The 14958-nt window shown below is 60.8% G+C and carries 14 protein-coding genes; 9 read left to right on the top strand and 5 right to left on the bottom strand.

The genetic code is table 11. From position 1 onward, the window contains the following. Window positions 1–22: 22 nt before the first annotated feature. Entirely contained in the window at window positions 23–901 is an 879-nt protein-coding gene (locus ACTJKM_RS22970) for a LysR family transcriptional regulator (protein ID WP_440661006.1), read from the bottom strand. Between the two features lie 173 nt (window positions 902–1074). Between ACTJKM_RS22970 and ACTJKM_RS22965 the strand changes: the two genes are divergently transcribed. Continuing rightward, entirely contained in the window at window positions 1075–1731 is a 657-nt protein-coding gene (locus tag ACTJKM_RS22965; protein ID WP_440661004.1) for a 5-formyltetrahydrofolate cyclo-ligase, read from the top strand. Here the strand turns inward: ACTJKM_RS22965 and ACTJKM_RS22960 are convergent. Then, a complete protein-coding gene (locus ACTJKM_RS22960) occupies window positions 1692–2021 on the bottom strand; it encodes a hypothetical protein (protein ID WP_057249610.1) in 330 nt (109 codons plus the stop codon). The genes ACTJKM_RS22965 and ACTJKM_RS22960 overlap by 40 nt on opposite strands. Before the next feature lie 336 nt (window positions 2022–2357). Here ACTJKM_RS22960 and ACTJKM_RS22955 point away from each other — a divergent pair, with 336 nt between their 5' ends. Then, a complete protein-coding gene (locus tag ACTJKM_RS22955) occupies window positions 2358–2567 on the top strand; it encodes a dodecin (RefSeq protein WP_057249612.1) in 210 nt (69 codons plus the stop codon). Window positions 2568–2730: 163 nt separating this feature from the next. On the opposite strand, the gene ACTJKM_RS22950 is transcribed toward ACTJKM_RS22955, so the two are convergent. Beyond that, on the bottom strand, window positions 2731–2916 hold the full coding sequence (locus ACTJKM_RS22950) for a hypothetical protein (RefSeq protein WP_440661003.1): 186 nt from the start codon (window positions 2914–2916) through the stop codon (window positions 2731–2733). 137 nt (window positions 2917–3053) lie between these two features. Here ACTJKM_RS22950 and ACTJKM_RS22945 point away from each other — a divergent pair, with 137 nt between their 5' ends. Beyond that, window positions 3054–3335, top strand: coding sequence for a pentapeptide repeat-containing protein (locus ACTJKM_RS22945; protein ID WP_440661001.1), 282 nt, complete (start codon window positions 3054–3056; stop codon window positions 3333–3335). A 200-nt stretch (window positions 3336–3535) separates the two neighbouring features. Here ACTJKM_RS22945 and ACTJKM_RS22940 read toward each other — a convergent pair whose 3' ends face one another. Continuing rightward, on the bottom strand, window positions 3536–3742 hold the full coding sequence (locus ACTJKM_RS22940) for a hypothetical protein (protein WP_057249614.1): 207 nt from the start codon (window positions 3740–3742) through the stop codon (window positions 3536–3538). A 1129-nt stretch (window positions 3743–4871) separates the two neighbouring features. Between ACTJKM_RS22940 and ACTJKM_RS22935 the strand changes: the two genes are divergently transcribed. From ACTJKM_RS22935 to ACTJKM_RS22915, 5 genes are all read left to right on the top strand, one after another. Next, on the top strand, window positions 4872–5633 hold the full coding sequence (locus ACTJKM_RS22935) for a GGDEF domain-containing protein (protein ID WP_058320878.1): 762 nt from the start codon (window positions 4872–4874) through the stop codon (window positions 5631–5633). Window positions 5634–5994: 361 nt separating this feature from the next. Further along, window positions 5995–7443 (top strand): TolC family outer membrane protein, encoded by a 1449-nt coding sequence (locus ACTJKM_RS22930; RefSeq protein WP_373419816.1) that lies wholly within the window; start codon window positions 5995–5997, stop codon window positions 7441–7443. 27 nt (window positions 7444–7470) lie between these two features. Continuing rightward, a complete protein-coding gene (locus tag ACTJKM_RS22925) occupies window positions 7471–9654 on the top strand; it encodes a type I secretion system permease/ATPase (RefSeq protein ID WP_440660999.1) in 2184 nt (727 codons plus the stop codon). Between the two features lie 60 nt (window positions 9655–9714). Beyond that, a complete protein-coding gene (locus tag ACTJKM_RS22920) occupies window positions 9715–10995 on the top strand; it encodes an HlyD family type I secretion periplasmic adaptor subunit (RefSeq protein ID WP_057249622.1) in 1281 nt (426 codons plus the stop codon). A gap of 3 nt (window positions 10996–10998) precedes the next feature. After that, window positions 10999–11607, top strand: coding sequence for a ribbon-helix-helix domain-containing protein (locus ACTJKM_RS22915; RefSeq protein WP_058326982.1), 609 nt, complete (start codon window positions 10999–11001; stop codon window positions 11605–11607). Between the two features lie 88 nt (window positions 11608–11695). Here ACTJKM_RS22915 and ACTJKM_RS22910 read toward each other — a convergent pair whose 3' ends face one another. Then, window positions 11696–12622: a transglutaminase-like cysteine peptidase gene (locus tag ACTJKM_RS22910; protein WP_440660998.1), complete on the bottom strand. Its 927-nt coding sequence runs from the start codon at window positions 12620–12622 to the stop codon at window positions 11696–11698. 513 nt (window positions 12623–13135) lie between these two features. On the opposite strand from ACTJKM_RS22910, the gene ACTJKM_RS22905 reads away from it, so the two are divergent. Continuing rightward, window positions 13136–14958: hypothetical protein (locus ACTJKM_RS22905; RefSeq protein ID WP_440660996.1), on the top strand; the 1823-nt coding region annotated here is incomplete at its 3' end.

Here is a 14958-nt window from a genome sequence, read left to right as displayed (position 1 = left end):
GGCAGCGCGTAGGTTGAATATTTCAGTGGCCGCCAGCGTCTGTATGCAATGCGCGGCGTAGGATTTCGATCGCAGGGGAGCTGGCCTCCCTACGATAGATGAGCAGTGTCTGAATTTCACGCAATGAATGGGTTCGAGCGTCGCCTGGCCAGTCCATCAGTTCGAATACGCATCGTGGCACTACACCGATCGCGTCACCGGCTGCAACGCTCGCCAGTATGGCGTGATAGGAGGAAACCTCCTTGGTCGCAATCGTCGGCGACGGACGTGCCCATTGTTCCGCGACACGGCGGTACGTGCATCCGGGTTCGAGCGCCGCCAACCAGCTCACACGCACGTCCAGGGCGGTTTTGATCGGCGGATGCGACGCGGGCAAGACGATCAATACGTCTTCGCGGTAGATCGGATCTCCATCGAGGTCCTCGAGCGGGTCGGGTCTCGGCATCGCGATATCGCTTGGCAAACGTGCGATCAGCGCACAGTCGATTTCTTCAGCGAGCACGGCTCGGGTCAGTTCCTCCGTCGAGCCCATTGTGAGCCTCAGCGCCAAATCCGGGTGCGTTCGGTTGATCGTCTGCAGAACCGGCGGCAGGCGGCTGGCAGCGGTACTCTCCATGCTGCCCAGCCGCAAGACGTCCGGCATCATCGTCGGCTTCAGCGCGTTGCGCGCCTCGTCACATAGCGCCACCAGCCGTGTGGCGTAGGAGCGAAAAAGACGCCCCTCGCGCGTCAGCGTCATCTTCTTGCCGTCGCGGCTGAACAGGCCGACGCCCAATTCTTCCTCGAGTGCGCGAATACGGTTGGTGACGTTGGATGGCGCACGGCCAATCTCGGTGGCGGCGCGGGTCACGCTGGTACGCTCGGCTACCAGCAGAAAAATCTCAAGGGTCGTGAAGTCCATTTTATCTACGAAGGAAATGAAGCTGCTTTATTGTTCTCGAATGGGAAATGATAATCAAGGTGATCTCGTGAAACTGCGTTCGAAACATTCCCGGAAACGGAGAAAGGCCATCGACCATGTGCACGCCTGATGAGGACGATCTTTCGCCGCGCTTTTCATCACCGCCTTGCCTGATGCACGAGGTGGATCCGGCCTATATGGGCATGGAGTCTCCAAAGGCGATCTCGATTGTGCAATGGCGGGAGCAGGAGAGAAAAAGGCTGATATCCGCGCGACAGGGCATTCCGATTGCAGAACGGACCGCACGGACAGACGCGATCGTTTCTGCGCTCGACCAACTTCTGCCCAACGTTCGAGGCGAAACGATTTCGCTGTATTGGCCGTTCCGTGGTGAACCGGATCTGCGCTCTTGGATGAACACGCTCATTGCCCGCGGCGCCGACTGCGCATTACCGGTGGTGCTCGCCAAGGCAAAACCTCTCGGCTTTCGATCCTGGCGCGCTGGCGAGGCGCTCGAGAGGGGTGTTTGGGGGATCCCAATTCCGACCGAGGGGCGGGATGTTCAGCCGACCATCGTCATCGCACCGGTCGTCGGTTTCGACGAGAGCGGTTATCGCTTGGGTTATGGTGGGGGCTATTACGATCGTACACTCGCCGTGCTTCAACCGAAGCCATTCGTGATCGGCGTTGGGTTCGAACAGCAGAGAATGGAGAGCATCAGGCCACAATGGCACGACATCGCGATGGATGCGATCGTGACCGAAGGGCGAACGCTTTCATGCACCGTCGGTCAAGGGCGCAGGGGTGCGAGTTCCGCGAACTGCAGATAGAAGCCAAGCGACAGGATGGTGACCGCGAGCGCAACGGTACGTGAGGCGAACCGCGCCGCCAGCCATGAGAGCGCTATGCCGGCGACGACTGCCATTACCCCCAGTGATGGCCCCTGATGACTGAACGCCAATCCCAAAGCGGTCAATCCAGCTGACATCGCGAGCGTTGTTCGCACCGCATCGCCGCGCGATTGCTGGCCGCGGCCATTGCGCACGAAACTCAACTCCGTCAGGCTGAAGGCCATTGAAACGCTCAGCAGCAGCGACAGCAGCAACCCACTCCACATCATCCGACAATCCCTTGGTTGGATGTTTCAGACAGAGTGAAGCAAGAGTTGGGCCACCTGAAACGGTGTTGCATTTGCAAGACCGCGCATCCGATTTGCGGGAAAAACCGGCCAGTGCCAGGCAAACTGCACGTTCCTTGTGCAAATCACGCGGTCGCTGAGGCATGGGCATGATCCGCTTTGAGGTCACGCTCGCTTTCCAGGACGACGGGTAGTCGAAGCAAGCCGTGGCGATGCCCGCAACTCGCGCGCATCGCTTTCGATGCGTGGGGCAGGTGCTGTTTTCGTGATTTGCCTGTAGGCTTGTTGATCGCTTCTAGAGGCAACCGGGAGGGTGTCATGAGTGACCATGTCTACAAGAAGGTAGAACTTGTCGGCAGTTCGAAGTCTTCCGTTACGGAGGCGATCGAAACGGCGATCGCGCGGGCGTCGAAAACCATGAGAAATCTCGAGTGGTTCGAGGTCGATCAGATCCGGGGCCACATCAAGGACGGCGAAGTGGCTCACTATCAGGTGGTCATGAAGGTCGGTTTCCGGATCGACGACTGACGCGCGGCCGGGCCGGTCTTCGGCAGTTGCCGGTTACTAGAATCTGTCGACTCTGCTCGTCAGCTTGAACAGTCTGTAGACGCTCGCGTGAAGCGAGGTCGCTGCCGGTGTCCTCAATTGTTGCCCGGTCGAACAGGATGACGGAACGGCAGGCGTTCGCCGTCTAACCGAGCTCAATGGATGGATGACGATGGCTGAACGACGATATGGCGAAGCGCCGCCGAAGATAGATATCACGATTGCCGGTGCGGACTGGTATGGCCGGCAGATCGATCGCGAGCGTCATCAGAACACTCTGTTCGTCGATCTCGACCTGACTGAGGCGCAGACCGTTGGTGTCGTCTTCCAAGAATGCACCTTCCGGCGGGCGCGCTTCAATGCCTCGTCGCATCAGGCGAGTGCCTTCGTGAACTGCACTTTCGTGTCCTGCAAATTCTTCGACAGCCGGTTCACAGAGTGCAAGTTCGTCGGCAGCATGTTCGATACATGCGACTTCGACCAGATGCAGGTCTCGGCCGCGCGTCCTTCAAGGAAACCCGCTTGCGGGAGGCAGACCTTACCGGTGCCTCCTGCAAGGGTGGCTCGCTGAGAGACGTCGATCTCTCCGGCGCGTGGCTGCACGGCATCGATTTTACAGCCTGTGATCTCAGGGGCAGCGACCTCAGTGCGATCGAACCGGAAAACGTGCACCTCAAGGACGCGATCATCACGATCGACCAAACCATCACCATCGCCGAGGCATTAGGCCTCGACGTGCGGCGGAAGTGAACCACCCTCCCCAAGAACTGGATGCGTTGATGAAGGACAGGCGCGCGCCATTGCGTTCTGGCTGGTGACAGGCGAACGGCGAGCCCTCCGGACCGCGAACCACAAGCCAGATGTGCGGGTGATCGCTACCCGCCACCCTCCATTTGGATATCCGGCGCTCGCCCCTATCGCGAGACCGGTGTGCGTCCCGACGGCTCAGGTCACTCCGCGGTCAGACCGTCAAAGACTTCGAGCATGGCATCGCTGATGGCTTTGCCGAGCGCGGCGGCAGTTTCCCCCAGCGTATCCTCATTCATGTCGCGAGCGGCCATAGCAAAGGCGGCACCCTCGGCGGTGACGATTTCCTGGGCGCGCTGGATTGCCCAAAGTGCGAAGTCGCTGCGGCCGCTGATCTCGACGGTTTCCATGATTTCTCCTGATTGGTTTGACCGAGTGGCTTATAGCCGATTTAGCAAATATTGGAGCCACGCGCTGGGGCGCGTTCGAAAGATCCACATGCGTCTCGGCTAGATCTGATCGTTTCGGATGAGAAAGGCCCCCGGACAGTCGGCACTCCATCGTCTCAAGGACGGCGGGCGGGCGCTCGCGCGCAGTTGAGCAACAGGCAAATTCCGACGCTGAGGTCAGCACCGCCTAGCCCGAATTGAGGAGTTCGCCACCTGTTTGATTCGTTGCCTTTAAAGGCCGTCGCTGTCACGTTGTAGCTCGTGAATGGCCACCGGACGGGCGGTCCCATGTTGCTCGCCGGATTTATTGCCGGCCACTCACGGCATTGTTTATAGAGACATTTTAGGCCTGTCGTGAATTACGGGACGGAGGAGGAGCCGCCCCGTCTCACGCATGCGACATGTCGAATGCCCCGCGCTTCGGTCAAAGCCGACGCGCACTGCCGCGCCGCGTGGGTTACTTTCCGATTGTCTGCGGGATGTAGACGACAGCCCGATCACCACCGTCCGAAAATGCGCCGCCGACGGCGAGATAGGCGGTTATGGCGAGGGCTGAAAGGAGCATGATTCCGACCGGCAGTCCGGTTGATGCCCTTTGTTCTGGCCAACGCTCCCTGTCGTACATCATCGGTTCCTTTCGTGGCGCTTCAGCATCGGGCGAGGGCGCCCGGCGGAATAGGAACGCCGAAAGACGGGGAGGGTTCCCGACCTTGCCGCAGTTGAACGGACGCATGGGCCCTATCAAGCGCCGAAGACAAGGCGCGCTTCGTCGGTTGTCGGCGGTGCACTCGCGTACTGAGAACAAAGCGATCGACGACAGCCGGCGACCGGTTGGGAAGCGTTGCTGTGCGTGAGCCCGGTCGGTAACGTGACATCCGGCATCGAATCGCTTCTTTTCGTCGGTGCAGGTTGACGGCGCGTTCAAGCCCGCGGGAGGGACCGGCAAGCTGCTTTCGGCGAACCGGATATCCCGTTTTGGAGCATTTTTCTTGGAAAGCCCGCATACTGCATAAAGTTGTAGGTACCCTGGCAATGGAATATCCATAAACTCGCGCTAGACCGATCGTCATTGGTGAATCGGGAGCGGTGGATGCGAAGAGAAGTACAGTTCAACGGGCAGAGGGACTGGCGAATCGCGCGATATGTCATCGGTGGCATTGTTGGTTTCGCCGTACTCGCGCAGGTTTTGGTCTATCTCAGCCTGGTGGCTCTCGTCGATCGGCCCTATGCGGCCGCCGTGGTTGGCGCCGCGTTGATCTCCCTGTTGATGGGCGTGCCGCTGATCGTCCTCGCGGCGACGCAGTTTCGCCGGGCCCAGCGCCTTCGCAACCAGATCAACCATGTCGTCGCCCACGATGCCACGACGGGCTGCGTAACCGGCCGCGGGCTGGTCCAGCAGGTTAATGGCCTCGAGCGTCGCCGGCAACGCGCCGGCGAAGAGCTTCACGGAGCACTCATTCATCTCAGGATCAACAACCTCGACGATGTCGGTGCCGCTTTCGGTCCGGCCTGGAGCGAAGAACTGCTCCAGTTCGTCGCCTCCACGATCAGCACCTCGGTGCGGCGCGATGACATCGTCGCTCGAACCGGCCCGGCAAGCTTCGACGTTCTTTTGGTCGGCGCGAGCGAATCGGATGCCGAGCACGTTTCCATCCGCCTGACGAAGGCATTGGCTTCGGCACACTTCTCGGCAGACGGCAGCAAGGTCGATCTGGCAATTAGCGTCGGCGGCGCATTGTTCGACGGCAGCGTAGATCTCGAACGGTTGCGCCGTGCGGCAGCATCCGAAACTGTATTGGTTGCCAGCGAGGGAACGCAAACCGTCGATTTCGTCCGGCTGCCTTCAGCGTGATTTACTGGGTGCCGGCGCCAGTGACGGGAAGACGGGTAATCTCCGCTCGCAGCGGCTGAGGCCATAGTGAGGAATTCGCGCTGCCGTTGCGTTGACGGCAACGTTGCAACGGGCCGAAGCGCCTTGGTACCTTGGGCAGCCGCGGCTGATTTATTTTATTTCAATAGGTTAACGGTTACTCTTGTTGGCACACGAATGTTCCATTTTTGCAACATAGCCGTGCGAAAGCTTGGGGCGTCATAGAACCACCCCAAAATTGGTGGCCGCGTTATATTACCTCTGTATTATCTATCGGTAAATTTCGGCAGTTGTAACGCACGCTCGGATTCGCCAGCATGACGTACGGATTGCGAGGGGGATAATATTGAAAGTGGGGAAAACTTTTAAGGGCGGGCTTTTTTCCATTCTGCTCGCGTCAACCGTATTTGCAGGTGGCGCAGCCGAAGCGATGACGCTGAGGGAAGCGCTTCAGATCGCGATGGAATCGAACCCGGAAATCGGGCAGTCGATCGAGAACCGCGAGGCAATCGAGTTCGAACTGCGGCAGGCGCGCGGTCTCTATCTGCCGAGCGTCGACATGGAAGCTTCGACGGGCGTTCAACATCTTGAGGACGAAGCCCGTCGCCTTGGTTCCATTGAGAACGATCCGCTCTATCCTTCCGACGTCGGGCTGACCATTACGCAGAAGCTCTTCGATGGCGGTGGTCGTCGCGCCGAACTGGAGCGTCAGGCGGCGCGCGTCGACAGCGCCTCCTTCCGGGTCCTCGAACGGTCCGAGACGATCGGTCTGCAGATCGTCCGCGAATATTTCGAATATATTCTCCAGCAGCAGATCGTTGCGGAAGCGCGCAAGAACGTCGGCGTGCACCAGTCGATCCTGTCGGATATCAGCTCGCTGATTTCAGGTGGCGCCCTGACCGATGCGGATCGCCAGCAGGCGAGTGAACGCCTGTTGTCGGCCAAGGCCCGTCTGCAGGAAGCAGAGGAATCGCTCGAAACCGTCAAGATCAGCTTCAACCGCCTGGTTGGCCAGCCCCTCACGAAGCCGTCCATGCCGAAGTCGGTCGCCGGCGTTCTGCCGAAGACGCTCGAGACGGCAATCGGTATCGCCCGCGGCAGCAATCCGCGCATCAAGGCCGCCGATTCCGACATCAGCGCTGCGGATTCGCAGGTCAAAGCGGCACGCTCGAACATGCTTCCGGAAGTCTTCGCCGAAGGGCGTGTGCGCACGGGCAACGATATCGACGGCGCGACCGGCAACAGCTGGGATGCCCAGGCGCGGATCGTGGCGAAGTGGAACCTCTATCGCGGCGGCATTGATATCGCCAACGAGCAAGAGCAGATGCGCCGCGCAAGCGAACAGCGGCTGGTCTTCCACCAGGCACATCGCGAGGTCGAGGAAGCCGTTCGCATTTCCTGGGAACGCCGCAACAGCCAGTACGAGATCTCCCGCACGCTGAACGCGCAGGCTCAGATGAACGTACAGCTCGTCGAGTCCTATCGCGAACAGCTCAAGGTCGGGCAGCGTTCGCTGCTTGACGTGCTCGGCGCGCAGAATTCGCGTTTCAATGTCAGCGTTCTCGCGAAAACCTCGCAGTACGCCGCTCTGTTTGCCGAGTACCGCCTGCTTGCGGCGACCGGCCAGCTCCTGTCGACGATGCAGATCAAGGCGCCGGCCCAGGCCGAAGCCTATGCCCGCAACGAGTTCAATGTCCCGGATACGCCGCCCACGGAAACCTATCGCCGTGTTCCTTCGCGCCAGACGAACGACTTGCCGCTCGATTTGTTGGCGCCGATCCGGCAGAAATGATAGTCCTCGTCAAGGTGGACACAATCGGTGGTAGTGCAAAGCATTGACAGGCATGTGCAGATTGGCCCGTCTTTGACTGGCTTTCCCGAGGCGTTCAAGGAGATATGTATCTTCTTGAACCGCCCCTCGTCCGACAGCGTGCTTTATTCCGACGTTCCTTTTGACGCGCGGTTGCCGAGCGCCGAGGACGTCTCACGTATTGCGGAGCGGGTCGGCCTGGAAACGGAAATCGTTTCCGGGCGCGCGATCGGCAATCGTGATTTCGTATACCCGCTGCTGCTCGTCTTTCGTGACGGCAGCGCCATGGCGCTTTTGGAAGAGGCGCCTGACGGCACGTTGAACCTTTCGAACAGAGCTGCTGCTCCCGGCGAAGCGGCGGTGAAACTGTCTGAGTTGCAGCTCGGCGGTCTCGCCTGTGCCTTGTCCTTCTCAGCCACCTATCTCAATACGGCGTCCGGCCGCGGCGTCGGTGAGGCCCGTAACATCGACCGCCGGCATTGGCTGACGGCCACGGTCAAGCCATTCTGGCAAGCCTATGTGCAGGTGGCGATCGCGGCCTTTTTCATCAACGTGCTGGCGCTGGCCGCGCCGCTCTTTACGATGAACGTCTATGACCGGATTCTGCCGAACAAGGCGATGGCGACACTTTGGGTGCTGGCGCTTGGCATCAGCACCGCCATTCTGTTCGACTTCCTGCTCAAGACGGTTCGTGCCGCGCTGATCGACTTTGCCGGACGGAAGGCTGACCTGAAGCTCTCCTACATGCTGTTCGAGAAGATACTGCATGCGACGATGGCATCGCGACCACCTTCGACAGGCGAATACGCCAACCGAGCGATGCAGTATGAATTCGTTCGCGAGTTCTTCACCTCGAATACGCTCAGCACCCTCATCGACAGCCTTTTCGCCTTCGTTTTCATCGCAGCGGTCTACGCGGTCGCAGGCTGGATCGCGCTCATCCCGGCGGTCGCGTTCCTCTTGAGCGTCTTGATCGGCTATGTCGCGCAGTACAAGATCGGCAACCGCGTCGCCGCCGCCTCGAACGAATCAGCCCAGCGCCAGGCGCTATTGGTAGAGACGATCAGCGCCATCGAGACGGTGAAGACGCTGCATTCGGAAAAGCAGCTTTTGCGCCGCTGGAACGAACTGGCCAAGCACTCTTCGAACACGGCCGAGCAGATCAAGGAGATCTCCTCCTGGGCCTCGCACGCGACACAATTCGTGCAGCAATTGGTGACGGTCTGCATTGTCGTCGCCGGCGCTTACGAATTCACTGAAGGCAACATCTCCTCGGGCGCGATCATTGCGGCCAGCATGCTTTCCGGCCGTGCCGTCGCGCCGCTGGGGCAGATTGCGATGACGCTGGCACGGCTGCGTCAGGCGATTTTGTCGCTGCGCATCCTAAATGCGGTGATGGAGCAGCCGGAAGATCGGCCGGACACGATCGGTTTCGTCAACCGCGAGATCCGCAACGGCAGCATCACTTTCACCAATCTCGATTTCGCCTATCCGGGGACCGACTACAAAGTGGTCAGCGGCATGAACGTGACGATAAAGGCGGGCGAGCGTGTTGGCATCATTGGCCGCATCGGTTCGGGAAAGACCACGCTCGGCCGGCTTCTCGCAGGTCTCTACGCGCCCAGCGCCGGCCGTATTCTGCTCGATGGCGTCGATATCCGGCAGTTGCATCCCTCCGTTGTCCGCTCGGCCGTCTCCTTCGTGTCGCAGAATTCCGACCTGTTTTCCGGCACCATCAAGGAAAACCTGCTGATGGCGAACCCGACCGCCAGCGATGAAGAAGTGGTCGCGGCAGCCCGGCTTGCCGGCGTCGACGACTTCGTCTCCCATCATCCGCGTGGCTATGACATGCCGGTCGGTGAGCGCGGTTCCCAGCTTTCGGGCGGGCAGCGCCAGGCGGTCGCCATTGCCCGGCTGTTGTTGCGCAAGCCGAAGGTGGTGTTCCTGGACGAGCCTTCCGGGGCCATGGACCTCGCCAGCGAGCGTGAACTGATCAACAAGCTCTCCAATGTGTTCAGCAGCGATGTCACACTTCTGATCTCCACGCACCGTCACAGCATGCTGAGCCTCGTCGATCGCCTGCTTGTTCTCGACCGCGGGCGCCTCGTCGCTGATGGCCCGAAGGCCGCGGTCATCGAACAGTTGCAACGACGCTCCGGTCCTGCCGGACCGGCCGAGGGGGCGGGGTTATGATCCACGCTCTCGACATGACGACGAAACAATGCCTGTCCGCAAGTGGCGGAAGGGGGCAGCATGACTGAGAAACCGCCGCTTGCCGCGCGCGCCGGACTGCTTGTCATCGGCTTGCTGATCAGCTGTTTCGTCGCCTGGGCGGCGATTGCCGAGGTAGACGAAATCGCACGTGGCGAAGGCAAGGTCATTCCCGTCTCGAAGACGCAGATCATCCAGTCGAGCGAGCCCGGCATCGTGCGCGAGATCGCCGTGCAGCTCGGGCAGGTCGTCCGCCGCGGCGACCTGATCCTGCGGCTCGACGATACGGCCAGCGGCTCCTCGCTTGGCGAGCTCGAAGCCAAGGCACGGTCGCTGCGCGCGCAGATAGCGCGCTTGGAGCTCGAAGAGAGTGGGGCCTACGACGCCAAGTACAATTGCCCCGAGAATATCGCCAAGGTCGCACCGGCTATCTGCGCCAACGAGGAGCAACTGCTCCAGGCGAAGGCTGGAAACTTCAACAACAAGCTGTCGGTCATGCAGGCCCGCGAGGGCCAGCGTCAGAAGGAACTGGCGGAGGCGCAAGCCAACATCACCCGGCTGACCGAGAGCCTGCAGGTCACGGAACGGGAACAGGGGCTCATCGAGCCGATGGCCAAACGCAAGCTCATCGCTCAAACAGAGCTACTGCGGGTCGAAAAGGAATTGACCGACACCCGGGGACAGCTCGCCCTGTGGAAGCAATCGGTCGGCAAGCTGGAGGCGGCGCTCGAGGAGGCGTCGCTGCAGGTCACCGAACTCTCCCTGCAACTGAAGCAGGAGGCCCTGGCGGAAAAAACGGAGGCCCTCTCGCAGCTTTCGGTGATCGACGAAACGATCCGCGGGGCGACCAGCCGGGTCGCCAACACCGATATCCGTTCCCCGGTCGATGGCATCATCAATACGTTAGATGTCAACACGGTTGGTGCCTATGTGACGCCGGGCGCAGTGATCGGCGGCGTCGTGCCGACATCGGAGACGCTGCTCGTCGAGGCGCGGCTTTCACCGCGCGACGTCGCCTTCGTGCGTCCGGGCCAACCGGCTTTGATCAAGGTCTCCGCCTATGATTTCTCGATTTATGGCGGCCTCGGCGGCATCGTTGAAACCGTCAGCGCCGACAGTCTCGTCGACCAGAACAATGGCGAGACCTATTATCTCGTGCGCGTTAAAACCGACACGGCTGCGCTGGTGAAGGACGGGCGGGAATATGCCATCATGCCGGGCATGATCGCTTCGGTCGATATCATGACGGGCAAGAAGACGATCCTTGCCTATCTGATGAAGCCGATCAACAAGGCGCGTGAGGAAGCTCTGCGGGAGCGCTGATGAATGAACGAAACGCAGCCTCCACCGTCCGATGAGGACCTGAGCGCGCTGCGGTTCCGCGTCGTCACCATCGGCGGTCAGCGCCGCGGGATCAAGCTCGAGGAAATCTATTGGCACTGTCTTGGCGAGCTTGCCGCGCGGCAGGGACGAAGACTTGCGGATATCGTTGCAGCTTGTGAAAGAGAGCTTGAAGGCGAGGGGAATTTGACGGCGCGACTGCGCTACGTCGCCACGCGCTACATGCGCGACGAGCTTATCGGTGCCAGGCAACGCAGCAATCTGGCGATCGTCGCCGGCCAGGTTCGCGCCAGCCCAACGCCTGCCTTTGCGCTCACGGGAAACAAGAACATCGTCGCCTTCAACCCCGCGTTCCTCTCCTTTGTCCAGTCGCGGGTTCTGCGGTCGCAGCAGCCGCAGCCGGCGCGCGGCTTGAGGCTCGCCTTCGATGTTCAGTTCGTCGATCTTGTCCGCCGTTTGAAGGCAGCTCCAGGCGAGCCGCAGCCCGCGGGTTTCACCATCGGCGTGCAGGGACAGGTGACGCGCGGCAAACTCAACGCCGCACTGGCCCCGCTTGCCGACCAGGACGTGATCATCGGCTTCATCCTGGCCTGAGAGCTCGGAGGTCCGCCTGCCGCGAGGACGGCTGGGCGGCGTTCATGAATAGGTCTGATCGTGAAGACGTCGACGTTGGAGCCGAGGTTCAGCGAACCGCAACGCCTTCGCCGGGCATGACATCCGCGAAAGGTTCGGCAGACGCGACCTTATCGCCGGTGGTCTTGATGCCATGGATCCAGGAGCGATCGGCGCTGACCGAAAAGAGCGCCTGATAGCTCGGAAGCGCGCGGTCAAGCTTCACCTCGTCACTCAGGTTGTCGAGAATGAAGTGGCCCTGGCTCGTCGTGATTGCCAGCACCGCGTGATAGAGGTTGCGCCGGACATCGCGAAGTACAACGATCGACATGGCCTCTGACGGCAGACCGGCCGCCTTCAGGGCAGCCATCTTCAGGATGGCATAGTCTTCGCAGTCACCCTTGCCGCGGGCAAGAATTTCATCCGGCGTTGCCCAGTAGTCCTTGGAGCCGTAGTTCTCCGCGTCCGGCTGGTAGCGCACGATCCGGTTCACCGTGCGGTTGATGCCGCTGATTTTCTGGCGGAATGCAAGACCGTTGGCGTTTTCGATCGCCTTGCCGAGAATGCCGCGGGCGGCACAACCGCTCTCCTGTGCGCAGCGGTTGAAGTCCGCCGCCACGACTGCCGGATAGACGGTCTTCCATTTGCGCGCCACTGGGATTGAAGAGACGCGGAAGGCGACCGAATGGAACACGGCGGAGGGTTCCGACTCTGCCGCTGCCTGGCCGCCGAAGCTCGCGCGCGCAGTCACCGCCACCTTCTGCACCTGCCGGCTCTTCAGAGCCTCGGAAGCCTGCTTCGACAAGGTGTTGATCGTCTCCGTGGCGACGGCTGCCAGGGGGCTTGCCATGCTCAGCAGCTGCTGGAAGAGACCAGCGTGGAGCATACCGGACTGGCCCGCCTGAACGGATGATGTCGCAGATAGCGACACCAGGCCGATCGCGAACACCGAAGTCTTCAGGTATTTTCCGCAGTGCTTCCAGCTGTTCTTGTTCATTGCCGTGTCTCTCGGTTTCGTGAGGACACTGTACGAATGAAAAGAAAAATGCCGGTAAAGCGGTATGTATTATTTAGTGTACTCCGAAACAATACGTTTTGTATAAAATTTTATTCAAATTTTATACTTGAGTATTCTTTCAGATCAGACCGCCAGCCCACCTTGTAGACACACCAGCAACATCGTCATTGGCGGCATGTCGCGTGGATTGCCAATCGCGACCGTTTGTTTCGCAGTTCTTCTTGAGGTTCCCTAGGCGATAAGCCTGCACGTCGAACCAATGGAAGGGCTCAGGTGTCGTCGAGCACGATTTCGAGGCCACTTTTTCGAGCCGCCGTGCCCGCGCGGAAGATGGTTATGGACCAATGACCAGAAATACTAAATTTGTACTAAGCTCACCAATTTTGGGTATTAGCATAATATATTATGCTGTTTTTCGCTAATCCCTCAGCCCCCGATTGCGCTCCAAAAAGCTTGGTGTTTTCTTGCTCGCAAAGGTCGAGGGGTATTTCTATGGCAACCGAAGGCACCACAATTTCGAACGAAGCCGCCGCTACGCAGGCAGAGGCAATCGAGTTTCGCAACGCGCCGGATGGCAAGGCTGACCGACTGGTGGCGCAGGCGGCGACGGGAGAAGAGGGAGAACCCCAGCTCGTCGACCCGGCAACCGGAGCGCCGGTGAAAGGCGCCGAGACAGCGCCACAGACGCAGCCCATGCCCGCGACGGTCACCGCCGATGCTTCGAACGTGGTGCACCTGCCCGCAGGTGCGTCGATCGAGAAAATCAAGGTCGTCGGTACCGATATCGTTTTGGAACAGCCGGACGGGTCGACGATCACCATTCACAACGCCGCATTGAAGGTTCCGACCTTCGTCATCGGCGATGCTGAAATCCCGCGCGAAACCCTGGTGGCCGTGCTCGGCGAAAACGGCATCAACGTTGCAGCGGGTCCGGACGGCAGCATCAGCGTCGTCTCGAACCAGAGCAGCGGCGGCGGTTTTGGTGACGCCAACGCGGACATTGGCCAGGCCGGACCGGTCATCGGTCTGTTGCCGCCGACCGCCCTGGAATTTCCGACGCTCGAGGCGACCGAGCTTCTTCCCTTTACGCTCGACCCCAATGACAACCCGTCGATCATCCCCGATGGCGGCAGCAGCGATCCCAGCGGCATCCTCGTTAGCGACCGGCAGGTCGACGAAGCTGGCCTCGCCAGCGGATCGCGCGCCAGCGATGGCAGCGCTTCGGTCAACGGCATCTTCACGATCTCCGATCCGGACGGCCTGGACGATGTCGCCAGCCTGACGATCAACGGCCAGACTTTCGCAATCGGCGGACTCGTCGGCCAATCGGTCGCGGGCCTGTTCGGCGTGCTGACCATCACCGCGTACAACCCCGCCACTGGCACGGCGCAGTATACCTATGAACTGACGAGCCCCGTTACTGGCTCCGGCCCAGGCGCAAATGTCGAGCAGGACCGGGATACCTTCAATCTGATGGTCACCGACGTTGACGGCGCGACCGGTACGGCGACGCTGCGCGTGGACATCGTCGACGACGTTCCCTCGATCGGCATCACGGATCCGGCCTCGTCCAACGTGGTCGAGGGCCAGGCGCTTGCCGGCAACTGGACGCTTTCGGCCGGCGCTGACGGTGTCAGCACAGTGGACGTCACGGTCGGCAACACCACCCAGACCCTGGCGCTGACGGCAGGTCAGTCGGTGGTGTTCGCGCTTGCCGAAGGCACGCTAACGGTCAATTCCGACAAGACCTGGTCGTTCGATGCGGCCAGCAACCTCAACAATGCCGGTGGCGTCAACGTCACCTTCTCGCTGTCGGCCACGGACGCCGACGGTGACACGACGATCGACAGCCAGACGATCACGGTGACGGATGGTGCTGGCCCGACGGTCGATCCGCTTGCAGCTTCGGCATCGCTGACGCTCGACGACCAGACCCTTGCCGACGGCTCGACGCCGGGTTCAAACACGAGCGCCGGCACGATCGGCTTTGCTGCCGGTTCGGATACGATCGCGACGATCGCGTTCGGCGACACCAGCGGCCTTACGGGCGGATTGACCTGGGATCGCGTCTCCGATACGCAGATCATCGGCCGCGCCGGCGGCGTGGCGATCGTCACGCTTGACCTGGTGCGCAGCGGCGACAGCGCCACGGTGACGGCGACGCTGAACGACAACTACGCCAGCCATCCCGGCGTCAACGCCGACGACCTTGCGAGCCTCGGCTCGGTCAAGGTGATCGCCTCCGATACGGACGGCGACACAGCCGAGGGCACGGTGAACGTGTCGGTCTCCGACGACGTTCCTTTGATCGGCAT

The organism is Ensifer sp. 22460, from assembly GCF_052044935.1.
In the GTDB taxonomy this organism is placed as follows: Bacteria; Pseudomonadota; Alphaproteobacteria; order Rhizobiales; family Rhizobiaceae; genus Ensifer.
The sequence above is the reverse complement of the archived record's forward strand: the minus strand, read 5'-3'. Positions and strand labels throughout refer to the sequence as shown.

Excerpts from the sequence above, each read along its gene's own strand:
- ACTJKM_RS22910 (WP_440660998.1), bottom strand. The coding sequence starts at position 12,622 with ATGAACAAGAACAGCTGGAAGCACTGCGGAAAATACCTGAAGACTTCG.
- ACTJKM_RS22915 (WP_058326982.1), top strand. The coding sequence starts at position 10,999 with ATGAACGAAACGCAGCCTCCACCGTCCGATGAGGACCTGAGCGCGCTG.
- ACTJKM_RS22960 (WP_057249610.1), bottom strand. The coding sequence starts at position 2,021 with ATGATGTGGAGTGGGTTGCTGCTGTCGCTGCTGCTGAGCGTTTCAATG.
- ACTJKM_RS22935 (WP_058320878.1), top strand. The coding sequence starts at position 4,872 with ATGCGAAGAGAAGTACAGTTCAACGGGCAGAGGGACTGGCGAATCGCG.
- ACTJKM_RS22920 (WP_057249622.1), top strand. The coding sequence starts at position 9,715 with ATGACTGAGAAACCGCCGCTTGCCGCGCGCGCCGGACTGCTTGTCATC.
- ACTJKM_RS22970 (WP_440661006.1), bottom strand. The coding sequence starts at position 901 with ATGGACTTCACGACCCTTGAGATTTTTCTGCTGGTAGCCGAGCGTACC.
- ACTJKM_RS22955 (WP_057249612.1), top strand. The coding sequence starts at position 2,358 with ATGAGTGACCATGTCTACAAGAAGGTAGAACTTGTCGGCAGTTCGAAG.
- ACTJKM_RS22945 (WP_440661001.1), top strand. The coding sequence starts at position 3,054 with ATGCGACTTCGACCAGATGCAGGTCTCGGCCGCGCGTCCTTCAAGGAA.
- ACTJKM_RS22940 (WP_057249614.1), bottom strand. The coding sequence starts at position 3,742 with ATGGAAACCGTCGAGATCAGCGGCCGCAGCGACTTCGCACTTTGGGCA.
- ACTJKM_RS22965 (WP_440661004.1), top strand. The coding sequence starts at position 1,075 with ATGCACGAGGTGGATCCGGCCTATATGGGCATGGAGTCTCCAAAGGCG.